Genomic DNA, 21,532 nt, shown 5'->3' on the forward strand with positions numbered 1-21,532 from the left:
TGGGAATCAAGGAGATTTTCAATAGTTCTTTTGGGTTAGAGCTCGTTGTATAAAAGATGGTTATATCGTTTATTGATGAATTCTCATAAAATGTTACATAATAAGTAAAAGAAATTATTTCATGTTTTTATATAAATGCTATCATGAAATGACATTTTTCGATATAATATCAGATAGGTTTTATTTATTAAGCATGTCATATAAAGGAGATTTTCTGCAATGACAAAGAAATTGTGTGTAGTTGGTTTAGGATATATAGGTTTACCGACAGCTGTTATGTTTGCCAATCACGGCTTATATGTACATGGTGTCGACGTAAATGAAAAAGCAGTAGAATTAATTAAAAATAAGCAACTTCATATAGAAGAAAACGGCTTACAAGAACGTTTAGAATCAGCAGTTGACAACGGACACTTCACGGTAGGCACAACAGCTGAAGAGGCGGATATTTTTATTATTGCTGTACCATCACCAATTAATGAAGATAAAACGGCAAACTTGAACTATGTTCGAGAAGCGACAAAATCGATTGTTCCTTACGTTCGTAAAGGAAATTTAGTAATTTTAGAATCCACAGTTCCTCCGCGTACAGTAGAAGACGTTATGCTACCTGTGCTAAAAGAAACTGGTTTAGAATTAGGCAGTGAGTTATTTGTTTCTCATTCACCTGAACGCGTTATTCCAGGAAAAGTATTTGAGGAATTAGTAAATAATGACCGTATTGTCGGTGGTATTAACGAAGAGTCTAGTCGTTTGACTGTTGAGCTTTATAAAACATTTGTAAAAGGAAATATTCACGTAACGGATGCTACAACAGCTGAAATGGTGAAAGTAATCGAAAACACATATCGTGATGTGAACATTGCGTTTGCAAATGAGCTGGCAAAAATCAGTGAAAAAATTGGTGTAAACGCGTGGGAAGCGATTAAGTTAGCGAACTATCATCCACGTGTAAACATTCATTTACCAGGTCCTGGTGTAGGCGGCCACTGTATTGCTGTTGACCCTTGGTTCTTAACGGAGCTTCAGCCAGAACTGGCAAAAATTATTTCTCTTTCTCGTCATACAAATGATTCAATGCCTGAATATACAGCATTGAAAACGAAAAGCCTACTAGATGAAAAGGGCATTCAACATGGACGTGTAGCTGTTTTAGGTTTAGCTTTTAAAGGAAATATTGACGATATGCGTGAAAGTCCATCAACAGATGTACTTCATCATTTAGAAAAGCTGGGCGTTGATTACACAGCATTTGATCCTCATATCAAAGAGAATAAAATCGAACGTCAGACGCAAAGTTTGGATGAAGCTGTTGCACATGCGGATGTGATTCTTATTTTAACAGATCATAATGAGTTCAAAGAGCTTCTTCCATCAGCTGTTGAAAATCACATGCGTACAAAAGTTATTTTTGATACGAAAAACTGCATTCAGCGTGATCAATGGAAAGCAGCAGGCTTTGACGTAGTGTTACTTGGTGATTCAAAAGTTTCTACTTTATAAAAAGACGGGCTGAACAGCCTGTCTTTCGTTTGTAAAAAACTAAAAAATCAACATACGGGTGATTTAATGAAGGAAAACATCTTAGGAATAGACGTTTGTAGCGACACGTACGATGAGCTAGCGGTAAAGTTACTTCAGGATATAGATAAAGGCCGAAAATCATTTATTGTAGCAATCAACCCTGAAAAAATTATGAAAGCACAAGAAGACAGGGAATTAAAGTCACTATTAAATCAAGCGACTTATCAAATTCCAGATGGGATCGGTGTGATTTTAGCTTCAAAGCTCAAAAAGGGACGTATTCGTGAGCGTGTAACGGGTATTGATATGATGCTGAAGCTGTGTAAAGAAGCAACGAATAACGGTAAAAGAATTTTTTTATACGGAGCCAAGCCTGGAATTGCAGATGAAGCCAAAGTTAAGTTGGAAGAGATGTTTCCAGGGATTTTAATTGTTGGAACATTAAATGGCTATGAAAAAAATGAAGAAGTCATTGAACGTACGATTAATAATTCAGGAGCAGAAATTGTTTTTGTGGCTTTAGGCAGTCCAGCCCAAGAAAATTGGATTATTGCTCATAAAGAGAAACTTAATCCTTCTGTTTATCAAGGCGTAGGGGGCTCGTTCGATGTTATTTCAGGACGATTGAACCGAGCACCTGCTGTTTTTCAAAAGTTTGGTTTAGAGTGGCTTTATCGACTGTTAAAAGAACCATGGAGATGGAAGCGTCAGTTAGAATTACCTAGGTTTCTTCTTCGAGTGTTAAGAGGTTAAAAAAGCATGCGGATATAATCCGCATGCTTTTTATTTTTAGATATCTTCTTTCTTGTTTTGCTGCTTGATTTCATCCGTTAGTTCGTTCAAGCTTTGTCGCACATTTCCTTTTCCAGAAAAGTTTTCAATCAATTCCTTCACATCTATACCTGAGGATGCTTTCAGCGATTCTTGAAGAGAAGACATTAAGTTTGTTGCATAGCCAGTCACTTTATTAGCTCCGCTGTTTTCACCGTTGCTTCCTGTATCCACAACCGTAATTTTGTCGATATTTGCTAAAGGACTTGCAACTTGTTTTGCATATTCAGGAAGCATCTTGATAATCATATCTAAAATAGCCGCTTGACCGAACTGCTCGAATGCTTCAGCTACTTTTTGTTTAGCTTCAGCTTCAGCTAAACCTTTTAAGCGGATAATCTCAGCTTCAGATTCACCTTGGGCACGCTGAGCTTCAGCCTTTGCTAAACCATCAATTCGAACGCGTTCAGCTTCAGCTTTAGCCATTGCTTCAATTCGATATTTGTTGGCGTCTGCTTCAGCAAGCTGTTTTGCTTTTTCAGCTTCTGCGGATTGCTCAACAGAGTAACGATCTGCATCTGCTTTCTTTTTTACTTCAGAATCGTATTGACGCTCACGACGAAGAATTTCTTTTTCTTCTAATTCAATTTGTTTCTGACGTTCAATGATGCGGATTTGCATTTCTTGTTCTGTTACATCTTGTTTCGCGCGAGCTGTTTCTAGATCATATGCTTGGTCAGCACGAGCTTTGGCAATATCTTGTTCGCGACGATATTCAGCGGTTTTTAACTGATTCATTTTTTCAGCTTCCGCGATTTCTGTATTTCGCTCAAGCTCTGCTTTTTGGGCATCTTTATGAGCCTCAGCACGCTTGATTCTTGTTTCTTTTTCAGCTTCCGCTGTTGCAATGTCAGCATCTCGCTTAACTTGAGCAATACGAGGTTTCCCTAGAGATTCTAGATAGCCGTTCTTATCCCGAACGTCTTTAATTGTAAACGATACAATAATTAATCCCATTTTAGCCAAATCTTGTGAAGCTACGCGCTGTACTTCTTGAGAGAATTTTTCACGGTTTTTATAAATTTCTTCTACCGTCATAGAACCAAGAATCGAGCGAAGGTGACCTTCTAAGACTTCTCTAGCTTCGGTTTCGCGATCTTCTTTTGCTTTGCCTAAAAACTGCTCAGCGGCCGTTGCAATTTCTGAAATAGAACCTCCAATTTTGATGATTGATACCCCATCAGCCATAACAGGAACACCTTGTTCTGTATATACTTCAGGTGTAGATACTTCCAGTTTGCTTGACAGCAAGCTCAGAGGCTCAGCCTGCTGAAAAACTGGCAGCACAAACGTACCGCCTCCGCGAACAATTTTAATGCGGTTTCCGGATTCATCGACGTGCACGTTTTTATTTCCCAGATAGCTTCCTGTTACAATTAACGCTTCATCTGGACCTGCTGTACGGTATTTTGTAATAAATACGGCAATCAGCGCAATTAATAAAAAAACAACAATTCCAACGACAACTAATATAGGTGTTGAAAACATAAAACTCCCCCTAATACTATTTATAATGAGTGATTGGTCATAACTTCTTCATAAATCACAACGAGTGCGTTGCCCCTTTGTATATCTACAACAAGCACTTTGCTGCCTAAAGGTATAGCAGTGTTTTTAAAGCTGGCAGCGGGTTTAGAGATAGTGCCGCTAACCCCTTCGATAAATACTTCTCCATAACCATCTGCAGGAATGGAAGTAATAATGGTACCAAGTCTTCCTTTTAACGAATCTTCAGTAAAAGCAAGAGATTCTTCAGCCGATGATAAAGGAATCAATACAAAAACGTTGAGCAAAATAACGAGTAGAAGGGCAATAAGAGCGGAAATCGAAATAATCCAATAATTTTGCAATGGCGTATAAGCGAACAAATATCCACTGGCACTAAAGAATGTTAAAAAAGAAAAAAGAAGAGTGGGGTTAAAAAAAGGTATCGCTTCAGATAATCCATCTAACAAATCGCTAAATAAAATGTATAAGAAGGTGAGACTTCCGCAGATAATTAATCCATACAAATAAACTGTTTGAACAGATAGACCGAACATAGTTCATTCAACACCCCCTTTATGTAAGATGATTGATGCTGTTCCTACTATGTATTACGAACCCCATCAAAAAAAGTTTCATTTTTTTGATAAAATTCCTTTTTTTGTTTAATTTTATCTCTATCCATTTCACTATATTTTAACTTTTAAATGATATAAGATAAGGACAACGATTCAGTGAATGTGGTTTGAAATAGTGGATATGCATAGGTCAAAAGTTTGTTCATATAATGAGTGGGGCCATGTGAAATAAAAATAAAGGTTTAAATATGCTTAATAAAAAGGAAAAAGAGTTAGAGATGACGAATAAATTAGACGAAAAGGGGGGAGTTCGCTTATATTTTAATAAAGTTATAGTAAAGAAAATGTTCTACATAAAATAACCACATAAGAATAAAGTAAATCAGCTGTTTATACACCAAAAAATACAGTTCTTTTCTATTGATAGTTTGTAAATGTGCTAATTTTTGAGAATAAATTTCTATTTAAGTAGTAGAATCATTGTGATATAATCCATTTTGGGAATAAGTAAGTAATTATTGTTATACGCAATTTGAAATACTATCCAATTATATAAAGTTGGATACATTTTTTATGGTTTTGGTTAACATAAACCTGAGGAGGGTCTCCATGCTATATTTGACCTTGTTTATTTGTTTTATTACATCTATTCTGATCACTCCGCTGGTTAAGAAGCTGGCGTTTAAAATAGGTGCAACAGATAAACCAAATCAACGAAAAGTTCATCAAAAAATTATGCCTCGCCTTGGAGGTTTGGCGATATTTTTTAGTTTTCTTATTGGATACCTCGTTTTACAGCCTGACAGTAAATATGCGCTGCCGATTTTAATCGGAAGCATCATTATCATCATTACCGGTGTCTTAGATGATATGATTGAGCTATCCGCTAAAATCAAATTAGGCGGTCAGCTAGTAGCGACATTAATTGTTGTTGTATACGGTGGAGTCCAAATTGACTTCATTAACTTGCCGTTTGGCGGAAAATTAGAATTCGGAATGTTAAGTATTCCAATTACGGTATTATGGATTGTAGGAATTACCAATGCTATTAATTTAATTGATGGATTGGATGGATTAGCTGCCGGCGTTTCCTCTATTGTATTGATTACCATCTCGGGTATGGCTATTATGATGGGCAATGTGTTTGTGACAAGCATGGGTTTCATCGTATTGGGAAGTACGCTCGGATTTTTATTTTACAACTTTCACCCCGCTAAGATTTTTATGGGTGATACAGGAGCACTATTTTTAGGCTATATGATTTCTGTATTGTCTCTGTTAGGATTTAAAAATGTAGCGGTTATTTCCTTCATTGTTCCAGTTATTATTTTAGGGGTACCAATTTCAGATACGTTCTTTGCTATTATTCGCCGAATCGTAAAAAATCAACCGCTATCGGCTCCTGATAAATCTCATTTGCATCATTGCTTGTTGCGCTTAGGGTACAGCCATAGACAAACGGTTTTAATTATTTATGGAATGAGTGCGATATTTGGTTTAGCGGCAGTTATCTTCTCAAAGGTACAAACAATGTGGGGGTCTTTTCTTGTACTAGCTATCCTCCTTGTAGCGATTGAAATTATCGTTGAAAAGATAGGACTAGTTGATAAGACATATAGGCCAATTCTCAACATGGTTCGTGGACTTCGTTTAAAAAATTAATTAAAAAGACCTCTTGGATATCCAAGAGGTCTTTTTAATTATTCTGTTGTATCTGAAGTTGATTCAATGCCTAAATGCTTGCGAAGCTTTTCACTTACTTTTTCCACTGAATCATTGTCTAGTTTAAAGTAGTACACGCCGTTAATTTTTTCATCGCTGCCGTCTAAGTTAATGGTTTCGATGTCTACTTTTTTCGAAGCATAATCATAAAACGAAAGCATTTCACCGAACATTAAATTCGTTTTCATATTATCGCCAACAGCTTCGATAAGATTTCCATATTTATTTAGTGATCCAATGGAAGCAGCTTTTTTAATCATAGCTTCAATCAACTGCTGTTGTCTTTTTCCTCGCTCAATATCGTTGTCTTGTTTTCGTGTTCGAGCAACAGCTAACGCTTCTTCGCCATTTAAATGTTGATTTCCTGGTTTTAAGACAATAGCATTATGACGATCTTTTGAGTCCTTTTCACTCATCGCATAAGGTACATCAAAATCGATTCCCCCAAGTGAGTCTACAATGTCTGTGAAAGCTTTAAAATTCACTTTAACATAGTAATCAACAGGGACATTAAACAGCTGTTCTACCGTTTCTACAGTTGCTTTTGGACCTCCGTAAGCATGCGCATGAGTAATTTTATCTTTTCTGTTCACTTCAGGTATATAAACCCGCGAATCTCGAGGTATGCTTACAAGCTTTACGGTTTTATTGGTTTCGTTAAAGGTCGCCAAAATTAAAGCATCCGTACGGGCTGATTTTCCGAATTTCCTGGTTTCACTATCATCTACGCCCATAAATAAAATGGATATATCATCTTTTTTGGGATCGATTTTACGATCACGCATAGGAGAGTTATCGCGATCTCCGAGTCCTTCATAAGAATCAGAAGCTACTGTTTTAGCTTTAACAAACAAATAAGAGCCATAAGCGGTTGCAGAAAGCCCTAAAATAAGGATAGGTAACAGAAAAAATGTAAAAAGCCTTCGTTTTCTTTTCCGTTTGTTTACTCTTTTTTGAAAACGTCTATATTGAGCCATACGGTTTCTCCTTTTATTCGTATATTCGAACACTTATTGTGACACTTAGTATGTGTTATAAATTGGAATGTATGAATCAAACTCGTCAAAGCTATGCATCTGTACGAGGTTTTTACTCATTGACAAGTAGCGCAACCATCAGAATAGTTGCGCTATTTATCAATTGTACAATGTTTTTTAATAAGAGTAAATAATTCATTCTACATCTTCTTCTAAATAGGTCGTCTCACCTGTTCGAATATCTGCTTGGCCGTTTGTTAGCTCGGTCATCCATTCAGTAAATGCTTCTGTTTGAGCTTCCTCTACAAATGTTTCAATCTCTACCATATCTGCGTAGTGGATTTCTTTTAATAGATAAACGGAACTGCGAAGCTCATTTTCTAATTTTCCAAGCCATGTATAGTCGACGGTTGTGTGCATAACCGCCATGAGAGTTCGTTTTACTGTACCTAGTTCATTTAACGCTTCGGAAACAGATTTCCCATATGCGCGTACCAAGCCACCTGCGCCCAATTTAATGCCTCCGAAATAGCGCGTAACGACGACCACCGTATCTTTTAGGCCTCTTTTTTTAAGTACTTCTAACATTGGTACGCCTGCTGTTCCACTTGGTTCTCCATCATCGTTTGCTTTTTGAAATTGATCACGTTCTCCAATTAGGTAAGCTGAACAGTTATGAGTAGCATTCCAGTGCTGTTTTTTAATGTCTTGAATAAATTGCTGAGCTTCTTCCTCAGTTGTTACACGTTTCATATGACAAATGAATCTAGATTTTTGAATAGTGATTTCATGTGAACCTTCTTGTTTTACGGTATAATATTGTGATAACAATCAAAAAATCCTCCTTAGCGTTATAAATAGAAGAAAAACGGGTATTTACGTACTGTTTACTTGCTATTAGTATAAAATGTTTATGAAAAGACATCAATTAATCAAATTCAGCATCACTTGAACAAGCTATACAGAATATACGTTATAATAAAAGAGTGTGCAGGCTTGTATAGCTAAATAATGAAATGATTTAAACAGGCAGTTAGTCACTGTTGAAGAGTGAGCGTAAATGGTAATCTATTCAAATAACGCGAGTCAAGCGTCGATTGATGTCGAGTTTGAGGGTACTAAAAACAACCGTTACTTTTTGGATATAAAAAGTCAGATAGGGAGAAAATATGGATCTTATCCTCACAATTCAGATAGGTCATACGAATACTATATATAGCATGAACGTATAGACATTTCTCCGAATGTGAGTATAGTTTGGGGTGAGTAAATGTCGAAACATAAATTAACAAGTAAGGCACTTGATGAAATTTTTGAGAAGATTATTGGCACAGTGGGAGATAGTAAAAATGAAGTCTATCGTCTTTCTGAAGATGCCAGACAAGAATATCAGCAAATAAAAGAAGAGTTAGAAGTGTTAAAAGGGAAAGTTCTTGAGACGATAGAGCAAGGCGATAAATTGGAAACTCAGGCAAGGTTGGCTCGAAAGCGTTTGTCTGATGTGAGCCGACATTTTCAAATTTATTCAGAGCCTGAAGTAAAAGACGCTTATGAAAAAGCACACGAATTACAAACCAAGCTGCTGATGAATCAGCAAAGCGAATATCAGCTGCGTAATCGTCGAGATGAACTAGAAAGACGCTTGCTTACATTAGAAGAAACGATTAAACGTGCAGATCACCTAGTAGGTCAAATTTCCGTTGTGTTAAATTATTTAACAAGTGATTTAAAACAAGTAGGGGAAATAGTAGAAGATGCCATTCAAAAAGAGTATTTTGGCTTTCGGATTATTGAAGCTCAGGAAGAAGAACGGAAACGTTTGTCAAGAGAGATTCATGACGGCCCAGCTCAAATGCTTGCAAATGTTATGATGAGATCGGAATTAATTGACCGAATTTACCGGGAACGTAGTGCAAAAGAAGCAATGGAGGAAATTCGAGATTTACGAAAAATGGTTCGTTCTGCCCTATACGAAGTGCGTCGAATTATATATGATTTAAGACCGATGGCACTTGACGACTTAGGTCTAATTCCGACGCTGCGTAAATATCTTGATACAATCGAAGATTATAACGAGGGCAAGCCTCGGATTACGTTTATTTCCATTGGACAAGAGAAGCGAACTGCTTCAAAATTAGAAGTAGCACTGTTTCGTCTAGTGCAAGAAGCTGTAACGAACGCATTAAAACATGCAGACGCGACGGAAATCCAAGTGAAGATAGAGTTCAACAATGAACACGCTATTTTGCTTGTCAAAGATGACGGCTGCGGTTTTAATCAAGAAGAGAAAAAAGAGAATTCGTTCGGCTTAATAGGAATGAAAGAGCGTGTTGATTTGTTAGATGGGACTATTTCTGTTCATTCGAAAATTAACCAAGGCACGCTTGTTATGATTAAAGTACCGATTATAGCCGCTTAAAAAGGCAGAGATATGTATATAAATAGGGGTCAATATAGAGTAAAACATTTGTTGTTCGATTTGGGGAGGAATCAAACATGCAGACAAGAATTATCATAATCGACGATCACCAATTATTCCGTGAAGGAGTAAAAAGAATTTTAGATTTCGAAAAAGATTTTGAAGTAGTTGCAGAAGGTGACGACGGTAGCGAAGTTATTGACCTTGTAGAAGAACATCAACCTGATGTTGTAATCATGGATATTAACATGCCGGCTGTAAATGGTGTAGAAGCTACGAAAAAGCTTGTAGAAGTAAATCCGGACGCTAAAGTTATTATCTTATCTATCCATGATGATGAGACATATGTAACTCACGCCTTACAAACAGGTGCACGAGGCTATCTGCTAAAAGAAATGGATGCGGATGCGTTAATTGAGGCGGTGAAAGTAGTTGCAGAAGGTGGTTCATATTTACACCCGAAAGTAACGCATAGTTTAGTAAAAGAGTACCGCCGACTAGCAGCTCAAGGACAATCGTCTTCTTATCCGCACGAACCAATTGAGATTCGCCGTCCACTACATTTGTTAACACGTCGTGAGTGCGAAGTGCTACAACTGTTAGCTGATGGTAAAAGTAACCGAGGAATCGGAGAAGCATTATATATTAGTGAAAAAACCGTTAAAAACCATGTAAGTAATATTTTGCAAAAAATGAATGTAAATGATCGTACTCAAGCTGTCGTTGTGGCAATTAAAAACGGTTGGGTAGAAGTAAGATAAGTCCAAAAGTCCGATATACCACTAGGTATATCGGACTTTTTTTTTATTTTTATAAATTTTTTCGAAATTGTAGGTAAAAAGTCATGTTTAATGAGAGAGTAAAACAACCGATAAGTTAAGGGGAGAAAATATCTTTTAGGAAGGCAAAGGGTGATACCTTTACAAATTTACTCGTCCTTTAACTTCGCTTAAGCATAAAGGAAATCTTAAGGATCCTACAACCTTCGACGAAAGCATCCATACCTCAAAATAATGTCCATCAAGTTGATGCATGCTCTTGTAAGAAAAGGTCTTTAATACATTCAGATACATATGAGGTCTTAGAAGAATTTATTCAAACCTCAACTGGTGTCCTTTAAAAATGTATAAGTTAGCTTTTAGTGAAATAAATAGAAAACTGATTTAAAGAAGACAAGAAGGTGATGAAGCTGAATTTTATAACGGAAGAATTAATCTATCATAAATCTCCGCAAGAGCTAACAGCTATGATGTATGAAAAATTTATTCAAAATATTGATGATGCTGTTATAGCAATTCAACACAGCGATTATTTTATAGCGAATGAAAAAATTAAACAGTGCAACGATATTTTATATCGGCTAGGAATTGGCTTAACATATCAAGCAGGTATCATTGCAGAGCAGTTAGATACCCTGTACAACTATATGTCTGAGCGATTAATTATGGCTAATTTTAAAAAAGATACGTTTATTTTATGTGAAGTTCAACAAATGATGAAGAAGCTTTCTAACGCTTGGAATGAAGTGTTAAAAACGACGCCTAAAGTTACCTCTTCGCTCCCAAAAAACAAGCTGTCTTTTTATGAACAGCACATAAGCATCACTCTTAGCTAAAGAAAAATCATCACATCCACGCATCAGAGGCCTCTCGAAACTTTCAGCTAATCCAGCTAGCACATCTAAAAGTCTAAATTGAATGGAGTGTATACTAACAGAGAAAGGAGAGATACATAGTGGAGGTACAGCGAATTAACAGTCTTTCTTCTTCCATGAATCTCATTAGAGAAAAAGAAGTAAGTGGTTCGGTTTCATTTACAGGAGTAATGGCCAAGAAACAAAAAGAACTAACCTATGAACATTTAACTCAAGTGATAAATAAAATTGAAGAACAGGGAAAGCAGTTAGTGAAAAGCCAAACTATTGATTCTTTGCGGAAATACAAGACGCTTGTGAAGCAGTTTATGAACGAAGTCGTTAAAAATGGTTTTGAACTTCATGAAGAAAGAGGGTTTAATCATAGAGGAACGACTAGAGTATATAAGTTAGTGAAAGAAGTGGATACGAAACTAGTTGACTTGACAAATGATATCCTTCAAAAAGAAAAAGACAGTTTAAATTTACTCAAGCGGGTTGGAGAAATTCAAGGTTTGTTAATCAATATGTATACGTGAGGGAGCTTTTACTAATAGGTAAGCCTCTCGTTACATGCATTTTAATCCTAAATGTTGTAGAATAGAGTGAAATTATTTTATATAACAAAGGATGGATCCCTATCTTATGAAAACAGCAATTATTACAGATAGTACCGCCTATATATCAGAGGAAATTCGATCAAACTATCATATACATATGGTGCCGCTAAGCGTTATTTTCGGTGAAGAAACATATCGTGAAGAAGTAGATATGACTGCAGATCAATATTTTGAAAAAATTAAAGAAGCAAAAAATCTTCCAACCACTTCTCAGCCTGCTATCGGAGAATTTGTAGAGTTGTTTGAACAGTTAAAACGAGATCAATTCGATGCTGCTATCGTTATTACGTTATCTAGTGGAATTAGCGGAACGTATCAGGGTGCTTTGACGGCAGGTAGCATGGTAGAAGACTTTGACGTGCACGTATTTGATTCAGAAATCAGCTGTATGGTTCAAGGTTTTTATGCGATTGAAGGAGCCGAGATGGTCCAATTAAATAAACATCCTGACGAAATCATTGCGCGTTTTGAAGAGATGAAACTATCAATGCGTGCGTATTTTATGGTAGATGATTTATCTCACTTGCAGCGTGGAGGTCGCCTAAATGCTGCTCAGGCTATTATCGGCAGTCTGCTTCAAGTAAAGCCAGTGCTGCATTTTGAATCTAAAAAAATTGTTCCATTTGAAAAAATTCGTACGCGTAAGCGAGCGTTAAAACGAATCACGGAGCTTCTTGATGAGGATGCAAAAGAAAATGTACCTATGAAAGCTGTAGTTATTCATTCTAATCGTGAAAATGAAGCAAAAGAAATTCAACGAGACTTAGAACAAGAATATCCTCATATTGAATGGAGTATTTCTTATTTTGGCGCTGTGATTGGCACGCATTTAGGTGAAGGTGCCATCGGTATAGGCTGGTATAAAAAGTAATCGAAAACCAAATCATTTGATTTGGTTTTTTTGCAGGAAAAAACACCTTTTTTTGCGTATATAGATGTGTACGATAAACATGGAAAGGAATGAAGATATGCTTTTTACTGTTAAACAAGAATTGCTAAATCCCGTTCAAGTACCTAGCCCAGCTGCTTTTCCTCTCTCAAAAATCGATACGTGGAGAACTCCACCTTTAAATCCTTCATACCCCTACTCTTTAGATCTTCAGCGCTCTCTAAGCGGAAAGCAGCTTCTGCTAACTCAGACTCCCTATCCTTTATCTCTCATTCATGAACATTATCTAAACGGATATATTTCCTATCAAAAAGCACTTACCCAGAAAGAAAACGGATATAAATGCAACCGGTGTGGAAGTGATAGCCCCTTTTATTTTGCTTCATTTCCATGCAGTAGATGTCACCAGGATTGCTACTATTGCCGAGCATGTATTGTGATGGGGAAAGTAAGTGAGTGCACACCTTTTATAAACTGGGAAGGACCAACAAGTAATGTTCTGCCAAAAAGCAGTGTGATGAATTGGAAAGGGATGCTGTCTAAAGCTCAAGAACGTGCTTCAAATGAACTCATTCAAGCTATAAAAAAGGATGAAGAGCTGTTAATTTGGGCTGTTTGCGGAGCAGGAAAAACGGAAATTTTATTTAAAGGTATTGAAGCAGCGTTGAACAGCGGAAAGAAAGTCTGTATTGCTACTCCAAGAACAGATGTAGTTATTGAGTTAAAGCCAAGAATTCAATCGGCATTCCCGGATATGTCTGTGCTGGCTATGTATGGAGGCAGCGAAGACCGTTTTCATGAATCCTCTCTTATTATTTCCACCACTCATCAACTTCTGCATTATTATCAAGCATTCGATGTGCTGATTATTGACGAAGTAGATGCATTTCCGTATTCGACGGAGCCTATGCTGCACTATGCTGTTGCAAAAGCAGCTAAACACGCTGCATCAAAGATTTATTTAACAGCGACTCCAAATGAATCATTAAAAAAAGACGTTGAGCAAGGGAAAAAACAAGTAGTCAAAATTCCAGCCCGCTATCATCGAATGCTTATTCCTGTTCCTCGGTTTGAATGGTGTGGCAATTGGAAGAAAAAAATGAAAACAGATACTTTGCCTGCTAATGTTGAGAAATGGCTGAAAAAAAGAATAAATGAAGGAAAACAATGCTTTATTTTCGTCCCGCAAATTAAGTGGATTGCTCCGATCACAGATATGATTAGGAAGCTGACGGAAAAGGTAGACGGTGTCCATGCTGAAGATTCCCAGCGAAAAGAAAAAGTAATGAAATTTAGAGAAGGGCAGCTCGTTATTTTAGTAACGACAACAATATTAGAGCGAGGCGTAACGGTTCCCAACATAGATGTTGCAGTATTGGGAGCAGAAGAAACGATTTTTACTGAAAGTGCTCTTGTTCAGATTTCAGGAAGAGTGGGGAGGAGTGCTCAATTTCCAACGGGAGACGTGGTTTTTTTTCATTATGGGCAGTCTCTGTCTATGCGAAAAGCAAAAGAGCATATTGAATATATGAATGCTCTAGCTTATAAGGAAGGGCTGGTTGATTGATGACAATATGTCTGATTTGTTTTGAACCTCTTGTCTCTTCTTTCGATTGGAGGTCATTGTTAAAACCTTCTTCAACGGACAGAATTTGCACTATTTGCTTGCAAAAATGTCCCATCATCACCAGTAGCATTTGCAGGGGATGCGGCCGTTCTCTTGCAGACCTCGCTTCTTCTCATTATGAGCTAGACACATGTATGGACTGTCAGAAATGGAATGATGCTTCTTTTTTCAACCGTTCTCTTTATACGTACAATGATTTTATGCAAAGCATAATAGAACGTTTTAAATTTCAAGGAGATTATGAAATTATCCAAGCATTCAAGGAGCAGTGGTATAAGTTCTATAAAAAAGAATGTAATCCAAAAGCGATACTAGTTCCTATACCTTTAACGGACGAGAGATTATATGAGAGAGGGTTTAACCAATCTTTAGCGCTAGCTGAACTGATCAGTGACAACATAGAAATGCCTCTTGTTCGCTGTTCAGGAACAAAGCAATCAAAGAAAAATAGGCGAAGTCGGCTGGCAGAAAGACTGGAATTTAAAGTAGTCAATTCCTCAATGGTTATGAATCAAGAATTTCTCTTGATTGATGATATTTATACAACAGGAGCAACCGTGCGCCAAGCGGCAAATTGTTTGCAGGAAGCTGGGGCACGTTCAGTTCGTTCGCTCACTTTAATTCGTGCATGAAGATGTATAATTTAAAACTTTGACCGATAGTAAAATAAAAAACAAATGAGGAGTTTCGAATATGGGAACGTTAGATAATTGCAGGGAATGCGGTCATTTATTTGTAAAAAATGGATCAATAAACATATGTAAATCATGTTTTGACAAAGAAGAAGCTCTGTTTCAACGTGTTTCTTCATTCTTGAAGAAGAGAGTAAATCGTACAGCAACGACTTACGAAGTCATGAAAGAAACGGGCGTTTCAGATTCGTTAATTCATCAATTTATTCGACAAGGTCGATTAGTGCTAACGAACTTTCCAAACATAAGCTATCCATGCATGCAATGCAACGCTCAGATTCGAGAAGGTAAACTCTGTCATTCATGCTCTCAAGAAATTAAACATGGGTTAGAAAAGCATAATCGTGAGATGATTCGTTCAAATGAAGAGCCGACGCGTCCCACCTATCGTTCTAACGAAAGGAAAAAAGAGTAAAAGTGTGCGGAGTGTTTGCAGATTCTCTATCTATAGACCTATGTTTAAAGTGGACTGTGAAAATGGTCTCAACTTCCTTGCCTATGCTAAAGGTTTAGGCGGAAATTCCGATATAATGAATAGAGATAACGGATACAAATATAAAAAGAGGTGAGAGAGATGAAGATTAACCCATCGAACTTATTTGGAATAAATCCGTACAAAAAACAATCAGAAAAAACAGAACAGGTCTCTAAAAAGAATCCACAAGATCAGATTCATATTTCATCTGAGGCGAAGAAACTTCAGGGAAATGAACCATCTCCAGAAAGACTTGAAAAATTGGAGAAACTAAAACAGCAAATTAACAGCGGAACATACGAAATTAACGGAAAAGAAATTGCTAAAAGTATTGTAGATTTCTATAAAAAATAAAAGGACTGACATTGATTGAACGTGCAAGAAATTCAAACGATACTAGAAAAACAAGTAACGCTTCACAAAAGTTTGTCTGTTATTGTTAAAGAGAAAACGAACTTTATTATTAAACAAGATGTAAAGGCATTGACGGCTTCTTTGCAAAAAGAGCAATCTCATATAGCTGCTATTTCTGCACTGGAAACAAAACGTATAGAAGCGATGGAAAAAAGCGGACATGCTGCTCGCTCCATTGAAGAAATAGCAGGCTCATTCTCTGAGTACTCCATCTTGATACCCTTTCAAAAACAGCTAATAGATATAATTCAAGATATAAAGTATGCAAATAACTTAAACAATCAGCTGCTCACACAGTCTTTGCAGCTGATTCATACCGAACTAGACCTTCTTGTTCCATCGAAACGAGAGGATTCGTTCAATTACACAAAAACAAATAATAGATCGTTTCAGTCCAACTCTATTTTTAATTCGAAGGCATAAAGAACGGAGGAAAGCAGAATGAGTTCAACATTTCATGGTTTGCAGGTGGCTAAACGAGGAATGGATGCCCAACAAGCGGCTCTTTACACGATTGGCCATAACGTATCTAATGCAAATACGCCGGGCTATACGCGTCAGCGAGTAAGTTTAGAAACGTTCCCAGCTTATCCAGCCCCAGGGATGAATCAGACTGGAACTGCGGGCCAAATAGGAATGGGAGTAGAAGCCAGCACGGTAGAGCGAATACGTGATACATTTTTAGATACCCAGTATCGAGATGAAACCATTAAAGTGGGGTATTGGGATGCGCGCGCTGGCGCTCTTGAAAAAATGGAGGAAATTATGAATGAACCTACTGAAGATGGACTTTCAGCTGTTTTTAATCAATTCTTTGAGTCCATTCAAGATGTAGCTTCACACCCTTCAGAAGCAGGAGCCAGGTCTGTTATGTTTGAACGAGCTGAAGCAGTAGGCGATACTTTCTCTTATTTATCTACTTCTTTAAAAACGGTTCAAGGTGATTTACAAAACGAGCGTGACGTAGCGGTAACACAAGTGAATTCTTTGTTAGAGCAAATAAGTAATGTGAACCAACAAATACAAAACGTAGAACCGAATGGCTATTTGCCTAATGATTTGTATGATGAAAGAGATCGGCTGCTAGATGAGATTTCTAAATTTATGCCGGTTTCTTTAGAGTATACAAAAAGCAGCGGGAACGCTTCTGCAACGTCAGAAGGAGTGGTAACGGTTCAGCTTCAAACGTCTCAGGGGGCTATTACTCTTTTAGATGGGAAAACTCATCAAGTAAATGCCATCAGTTTGAAAACAAATCAAGATTCCTATGTGACGGAAATTCATATAGGGGATGAGATACGGAACCCTGAGTCATTTCCTCAAGGAAAACTTAAAGGGTTAATTGAGGCTTCTGGATATATAGATAATAGTGGTAATAAAACAGGTGTTTACGCTTCAATGATTGATGATTTAGATGAAATGGCATATGAATTTGTAAATTGGTTTAATGATAAGCACCAACAAGGTGTCACGCTAGATGGTGATACTGGTATGTCCTTTTTTAATGAGATTTCTCAGAAAGAAGGGGCTGCAACTGGATTTGTTATTGCTGATAAAATTAAACACAACACAAACAATATTGCTGCTGCTTCTTCGGCCTCCTCTGGGGATGATGGAACTGGCCGCAAAGGAGATGGAAAAAATGCTCAGCTATTGTCTCAATTTCGTCAAAAGGTGCTTATTAATTCCGGGAATCAAGCTGTTTCCCTAGATGGCTTTTATCAATCTGTTATTGGCCAAATGTCAGTAGATGCCCAACAAGCCAACCGCTTAAAAAGTAATTCAGAAACCCTTCAGGGAGCTGTAGAGCAAAGACGACAGTCTACCAGTGCAGTTTCATTAGATGAAGAGATGACCAATATGATTCAGTTTCAGCATGCATATAACGCTAGTGCCCGTATGGTGACTATGATTGATGAAATGCTTGATAAAATTGTAAACGGTCTTGGAACTGGAGGAAGGTAAAGATGCGCGTCACACAAGGAATGTTAGCGGCTAATTCGTTAAAACAGATTAGCAATAGCTATAATAAGCTTGAAACACTTCAAAACCAATTGTCAACGGGAAAGAAAATTACTCGTCCTTCTGATGACCCCGTAGTGGCTACTAAAGGAATGGCTTATCGTTCGAATCTTTCTGAAGTAAATCAATATAAACGTAATTTAACAGAAGCACAGTCTTGGTTCGATAGTTCAGAATCAGGACTTGAACAAGTCAATTCCATTCTTCAGCGCACTAAGGAGCTGGTCGTGCAAGGGTTAAACGGTACGAATGAAAGTGATGACCGCCAAGCGATTGCACGTGAAATCGAACAGTTAAAGCTGGATTATATGCAAGTGGGCAATACGCAGGTGGCAGGAAACTATATCTTTAACGGTGTAAATGTAGGAGCACCGCCTATAAGTGAGAATGAAAGCGGTGTGATAGAATCGAACATTAACCTGGATCCTTTTTCAGTTGAAGTATCAAAAGGTATCCAGCTGAGAGTCAATATTCATCCTGAAAACATTTTTGGACAAGGAGCATTCGACTTAATGAAGAATGTTCAAACAGCTTTTGAACAAAACGATGTAAACTCACTAAAAGATCTCTCTACACAGGTAGACACGCAGTTGTCTACGCTATTAGCGGAGCGATCTGAATTGGGAGCAAGGAGCAATCGGCTTGAGCTGATCGAAAACCGCCTTGATTCACAGGAAATTACGGCTACTAAGATGCTTTCAAATAATGAAGATGCAGATATTGAAAAAGTCATTACGGATTTAACCGTACAAGAAAGCGTGCATCGTGCTGCTTTGGGAGTAGGAGCTCAAATTATTCAGCCTACGCTACTAGATTTCTTGCGTTAAAAAGTTCCTTCTAAACAGAAGGAGCTTTTTTATAATGAAAAAAGATAAAAAGAAAAAATCAATTAGCAAAGGTGTGATGAGATGAAAATTTCAACAAGCTATCATGGAGATATAGAAATAGATAATCAGCAAACACTGACATTCAATCAAGGGATTCCAGGTTTTTTGGAAGAAACTGAATTCGTTATTTTACCACTTCCAGAAGCCGAAGCTTTCCAAGTTTTGCAGTCTATTCAAACCAAAGAATTAGCTTTTATTATCACGGATCCATTTCAGTTTTTTTTAGATTATGATTTTCACTTAGAACCTCAGGAAATCGAAAAGCTTCAATTACAACAAGCGGAAGATGCAGCTGTTTACGTATTGCTTACGATGTCAGATTCTATGGAAAAGATAACGGCTAATTTGCAGGCTCCTGTTATTATTAATACAAAGCAACAGCTTGCTAAGCAAGTGATTTTAATGAATACAGCTTACGAAACGAAGCACAGGTTATTTGAGTAAGAGGAATAGATAAGGAGTGAGTCCATGCTTGTTTTAACACGAAAGTTAAATGAAACAATCAAAATAGGTGATGAAATTGAAGTGACCGTCCTTGCAGTTAATGGTGATCAAGTAAAGTTAGGAATTCAAGCTCCAAAGTCTGTAGATATTCATAGACAAGAGATTTATGAAGAAATACGTAACGAAAATAAAAGTGCTTCTCAAATTACATTACATGCTATTGATATGCTGAAACAATTACCGAAAAAGAAATAAAACGATCGGTTTGAAAATAATCAAAAATATACGGTATAAATAATATCTAAATCGGGAAAGATAAACATATAGTATTCCCCACTATGTCTTAAGCCTTTCTCTTCAAGAGAAAGGCTTCTTTTTTATCAAAAAAATTGAACTGAATTTCTGTTTTTTTCCTTTTTATCGTGTATCATTAAATTTATTAAGTATAATTCAAATAAATTTAACAAAAGAGGAGAAGAGTAAATGAGTGATGTTCAAGAGTATCATGATTTATTAAAAGAAGCAGAAGATGTAGTTGTCAGCGCTTTAGCTGATACGATGGATTTATATGGGGTCACACCTTCAGTAGGAAGGCTGTATGGCATGCTTTATTTTATGGATGAGCCTGTTACATTAGATCAAATGAGTGAAGAATTGGGTATGAGTAAACCAACGATGAGTACATCCATTCGTTCACTGCAAAATATTGATATGGTCCACAAAGTGTGGAAAAAAGGTGTTCGAAAAGACTTATATGAAGCAGAAAAAGATTTTTCTAAGTCCTTTTTTTCATTTTTCTGTAAGAAGTGGCAAAGAGAAATTTCAGTTAATTTAGAGGCAATCGAAGAAGCGGAAAACAAGCTGCAGATTCTCTTAAATGATGAAGATGTACCTGAGGAGATCGCAGTAAAAGCAAAGCGTAATCTAGCGCAGATTATAGAGTCCAAACATTATTATCATTTCTTGAAAAAAGTAGTGAAAGTTTTTGACGACCGAAGAATCATCGATATTTTAAATGAAGAATTAGCGAAAGAGTAAATAAAAAGGCTGTTGAAAAATCAACAGCCTTTTTATCATTTTTATACAGTTAATGTTGTAGCTTCAAAACAGCGATTATAAATCCATTCGTAACTTTTTACAGTTAAATCACGAGGGTTACCAACTGTTTGTGGATCATTAAATGCTTCTTGAGCTAAGCGAGAAACCGCTTCTTTTGGAACTCCTTGTTCTTCTAAAGAAGGGATTTGTACATCTTTAACTAGTTGATATACTTCACGAACAGCTGCTTGAGCTGCTTCTTCAAGCGTTAATTCGTGTGTATTAACTCCTAAAGCTTGAGCTATGCGCGCAAATTTTTCAGGCTCGCCCATCCAGTTATATTCCATTACAGGACCTAGCATTGCTGCTACGCAAGGGCCATGGGCAATTGGATAAATTCCTCCTAATGTTTGAGCCATCGCGTGAGCTGCTCCTGCAGATTCACTTCCATATGAAAGGCCAGCAAGCATAGCTGCATGCGCCATTCCATAGCGTGCTTCGATATCCTGTCCATTTGCAACTGCACGTCGTAAGTATTTTCCAACGTATTCAATAGCCAACAAAGCAACAGAGTCTGTCATTGGTTGTGCAAAATGACATGTATAACATTCAATTGCATGAGCTAATGCATCAATTCCTGTACCGGCCGTAATATGTGAAGGCATGGATACGTGAAGTTCTGGATCAATAATTGTTAAGTGGGCAGCAATTAAAGGTCCACCTGTATTAAACTTAAACTCACGAACAGGATCCGTAATGACAGCCCATTGTGTAACTTCACTTCCTGTACCCGCAGTTGTAGGAATGGTTGTTAAAGGAGGGATACGTTTTGTTAAAGGTTTTTTTCCTTCAGCTGCTTCATAATTTAAGACGGGAGCATTATGAGCTACTTCTACACCAATAGCTTTTGCCGTATCCATTGAGCTTCCGCCCCCAACAGCTACTAGTCCGTTGCATCCATTTTCTTTGTACATTTTTGTGCCGTCTGCTACCACGTGAATAGAAGGGTTGGCTTCTACTTGGTCAAATAGAATAACGTCTACGTCCGCTTCTTTTAAACTAGCGATTACAGGATCTGCTAAACCTACTTTTTTTACACCCGGATCTGTTACTAGTAAAACCTTAGATACACCTAGGTTTTTTACTTCTTCTCCAGTATGCTTAACAGCACCAATTCCATGTTTTACAACCGTTGGCATCTCAAAACTTTTTAAACGCTCCATTCTTTCAAATCGCATAAACATCTTTACATTCC

23 protein-coding genes are annotated in these 21,532 nt (G+C 37.2%); 18 read left to right on the plus strand and 5 right to left on the minus strand.

The window, feature by feature from the left end; genetic code table 11:
* Positions 1–219 precede the first annotated feature (219 nt).
* Both POF52_RS19105 and POF52_RS19110 read left to right on the plus strand, forming a co-directional pair.
* Positions 220–1,503, plus strand: coding sequence for a nucleotide sugar dehydrogenase (locus POF52_RS19105; RefSeq protein WP_013059780.1), 1,284 nt, complete (start codon positions 220–222; stop codon positions 1,501–1,503).
* Positions 1,504–1,569: 66 nt separating this feature from the next.
* A complete protein-coding gene (locus tag POF52_RS19110) occupies positions 1,570–2,277 on the plus strand; it encodes a WecB/TagA/CpsF family glycosyltransferase (RefSeq protein WP_176585217.1) in 708 nt (235 codons plus the stop codon).
* A gap of 36 nt (positions 2,278–2,313) precedes the next feature.
* Here the strand turns inward: POF52_RS19110 and POF52_RS19115 are convergent, their stop codons facing one another.
* Entirely contained in the window at positions 2,314–3,843 is a 1,530-nt protein-coding gene (locus POF52_RS19115) for a flotillin family protein (RefSeq protein WP_271994143.1), read from the minus strand.
* Between the two features lie 20 nt (positions 3,844–3,863).
* Positions 3,864–4,397 carry an NfeD family protein gene (locus POF52_RS19120; RefSeq protein ID WP_176585219.1) on the minus strand — a complete coding sequence of 178 codons (534 nt, stop codon included), beginning with the start codon at positions 4,395–4,397 and terminating at the stop codon, positions 3,864–3,866.
* 630 nt (positions 4,398–5,027) lie between these two features.
* On the opposite strand from POF52_RS19120, the gene POF52_RS19125 reads away from it, so the two are divergent.
* Positions 5,028–6,080, plus strand: coding sequence for a glycosyltransferase family 4 protein (locus tag POF52_RS19125; RefSeq protein WP_013059776.1), 1,053 nt, complete (start codon positions 5,028–5,030; stop codon positions 6,078–6,080).
* Positions 6,081–6,118: 38 nt separating this feature from the next.
* Here the strand turns inward: POF52_RS19125 and POF52_RS19130 are convergent, their stop codons facing one another.
* Both POF52_RS19130 and POF52_RS19135 read right to left on the minus strand, forming a co-directional pair.
* Positions 6,119–7,117 carry an LCP family protein gene (locus POF52_RS19130; protein WP_013059775.1) on the minus strand — a complete coding sequence of 333 codons (999 nt, stop codon included), beginning with the start codon at positions 7,115–7,117 and terminating at the stop codon, positions 6,119–6,121.
* Positions 7,118–7,312: 195 nt separating this feature from the next.
* Positions 7,313–7,948, minus strand: coding sequence for a YigZ family protein (locus POF52_RS19135; RefSeq protein WP_176585220.1), 636 nt, complete (start codon positions 7,946–7,948; stop codon positions 7,313–7,315).
* 439 nt (positions 7,949–8,387) lie between these two features.
* Between POF52_RS19135 and POF52_RS19140 the strand changes: the two genes are divergently transcribed.
* From POF52_RS19140 to cudC, 15 genes are all read left to right on the plus strand, one after another.
* Positions 8,388–9,536, plus strand: coding sequence for a sensor histidine kinase (locus POF52_RS19140; RefSeq protein WP_013059773.1), 1,149 nt, complete (start codon positions 8,388–8,390; stop codon positions 9,534–9,536).
* Positions 9,537–9,613: 77 nt separating this feature from the next.
* Entirely contained in the window at positions 9,614–10,297 is a 684-nt protein-coding gene (locus tag POF52_RS19145; RefSeq protein ID WP_013059772.1) for a response regulator, read from the plus strand.
* Positions 10,298–10,719: 422 nt separating this feature from the next.
* Positions 10,720–11,151 carry a flagellar export chaperone FliS gene (gene fliS, locus POF52_RS19150; protein ID WP_271994344.1) on the plus strand — a complete coding sequence of 144 codons (432 nt, stop codon included), beginning with the start codon at positions 10,720–10,722 and terminating at the stop codon, positions 11,149–11,151.
* Between the two features lie 119 nt (positions 11,152–11,270).
* Entirely contained in the window at positions 11,271–11,708 is a 438-nt protein-coding gene (locus POF52_RS19155) for a YaaR family protein (protein WP_176585221.1), read from the plus strand.
* A gap of 106 nt (positions 11,709–11,814) precedes the next feature.
* Positions 11,815–12,660, plus strand: a complete 846-nt coding sequence (locus POF52_RS19160; protein ID WP_176585222.1) for a DegV family protein — start codon at positions 11,815–11,817, stop codon at positions 12,658–12,660.
* 79 nt (positions 12,661–12,739) lie between these two features.
* A complete protein-coding gene (locus tag POF52_RS19165) occupies positions 12,740–14,245 on the plus strand; it encodes a DEAD/DEAH box helicase (protein ID WP_271994149.1) in 1,506 nt (501 codons plus the stop codon).
* Positions 14,245–14,937 (plus strand): ComF family protein, encoded by a 693-nt coding sequence (locus tag POF52_RS19170; RefSeq protein ID WP_271994346.1) that lies wholly within the window; start codon positions 14,245–14,247, stop codon positions 14,935–14,937. The genes POF52_RS19165 and POF52_RS19170 overlap by 1 nt, the downstream gene beginning before the upstream one ends.
* A 61-nt stretch (positions 14,938–14,998) precedes the next feature.
* Positions 14,999–15,412 carry a TIGR03826 family flagellar region protein gene (locus POF52_RS19175; protein ID WP_176585224.1) on the plus strand — a complete coding sequence of 138 codons (414 nt, stop codon included), beginning with the start codon at positions 14,999–15,001 and terminating at the stop codon, positions 15,410–15,412.
* A gap of 159 nt (positions 15,413–15,571) precedes the next feature.
* Positions 15,572–15,826: a flagellar biosynthesis anti-sigma factor FlgM gene (gene flgM / locus POF52_RS19180; protein ID WP_014457790.1), complete on the plus strand. Its 255-nt coding sequence runs from the start codon at positions 15,572–15,574 to the stop codon at positions 15,824–15,826.
* A 21-nt stretch (positions 15,827–15,847) separates the two neighbouring features.
* A complete protein-coding gene (locus POF52_RS19185; RefSeq protein WP_271994348.1) occupies positions 15,848–16,309 on the plus strand; it encodes a flagellar protein FlgN in 462 nt (153 codons plus the stop codon).
* A gap of 18 nt (positions 16,310–16,327) precedes the next feature.
* Positions 16,328–17,851: a flagellar hook-associated protein FlgK gene (gene flgK, locus POF52_RS19190; RefSeq protein WP_271994151.1), complete on the plus strand. Its 1,524-nt coding sequence runs from the start codon at positions 16,328–16,330 to the stop codon at positions 17,849–17,851.
* A 2-nt stretch (positions 17,852–17,853) separates the two neighbouring features.
* Positions 17,854–18,735: a flagellar hook-associated protein FlgL gene (gene flgL, locus POF52_RS19195; protein ID WP_176585227.1), complete on the plus strand. Its 882-nt coding sequence runs from the start codon at positions 17,854–17,856 to the stop codon at positions 18,733–18,735.
* 81 nt (positions 18,736–18,816) lie between these two features.
* On the plus strand, positions 18,817–19,239 hold the full coding sequence (fliW, locus tag POF52_RS19200) for a flagellar assembly protein FliW (RefSeq protein ID WP_043977425.1): 423 nt from the start codon (positions 18,817–18,819) through the stop codon (positions 19,237–19,239).
* A gap of 24 nt (positions 19,240–19,263) precedes the next feature.
* Positions 19,264–19,494 carry a carbon storage regulator CsrA gene (csrA, locus tag POF52_RS19205; protein ID WP_013085431.1) on the plus strand — a complete coding sequence of 77 codons (231 nt, stop codon included), beginning with the start codon at positions 19,264–19,266 and terminating at the stop codon, positions 19,492–19,494.
* Positions 19,495–19,722: 228 nt separating this feature from the next.
* Positions 19,723–20,277 (plus strand): choline uptake/conversion transcriptional regulator CudC, encoded by a 555-nt coding sequence (gene cudC, locus POF52_RS19210; protein ID WP_028409671.1) that lies wholly within the window; start codon positions 19,723–19,725, stop codon positions 20,275–20,277.
* Positions 20,278–20,318: 41 nt separating this feature from the next.
* Here cudC and POF52_RS19215 read toward each other — a convergent pair whose 3' ends face one another.
* Complete coding sequence (locus POF52_RS19215; RefSeq protein ID WP_271994155.1) at positions 20,319–21,521, minus strand: iron-containing alcohol dehydrogenase; 1,203 nt, start codon at positions 21,519–21,521, stop codon at positions 20,319–20,321.
* Between the last annotated feature and the right edge of the window lie 11 nt (positions 21,522–21,532).

It is taken from the genome of Priestia sp. AB (assembly GCF_028369225.1).
Classification (GTDB): Bacteria; Bacillota; Bacilli; order Bacillales; family Bacillaceae_H; genus Priestia; species Priestia megaterium.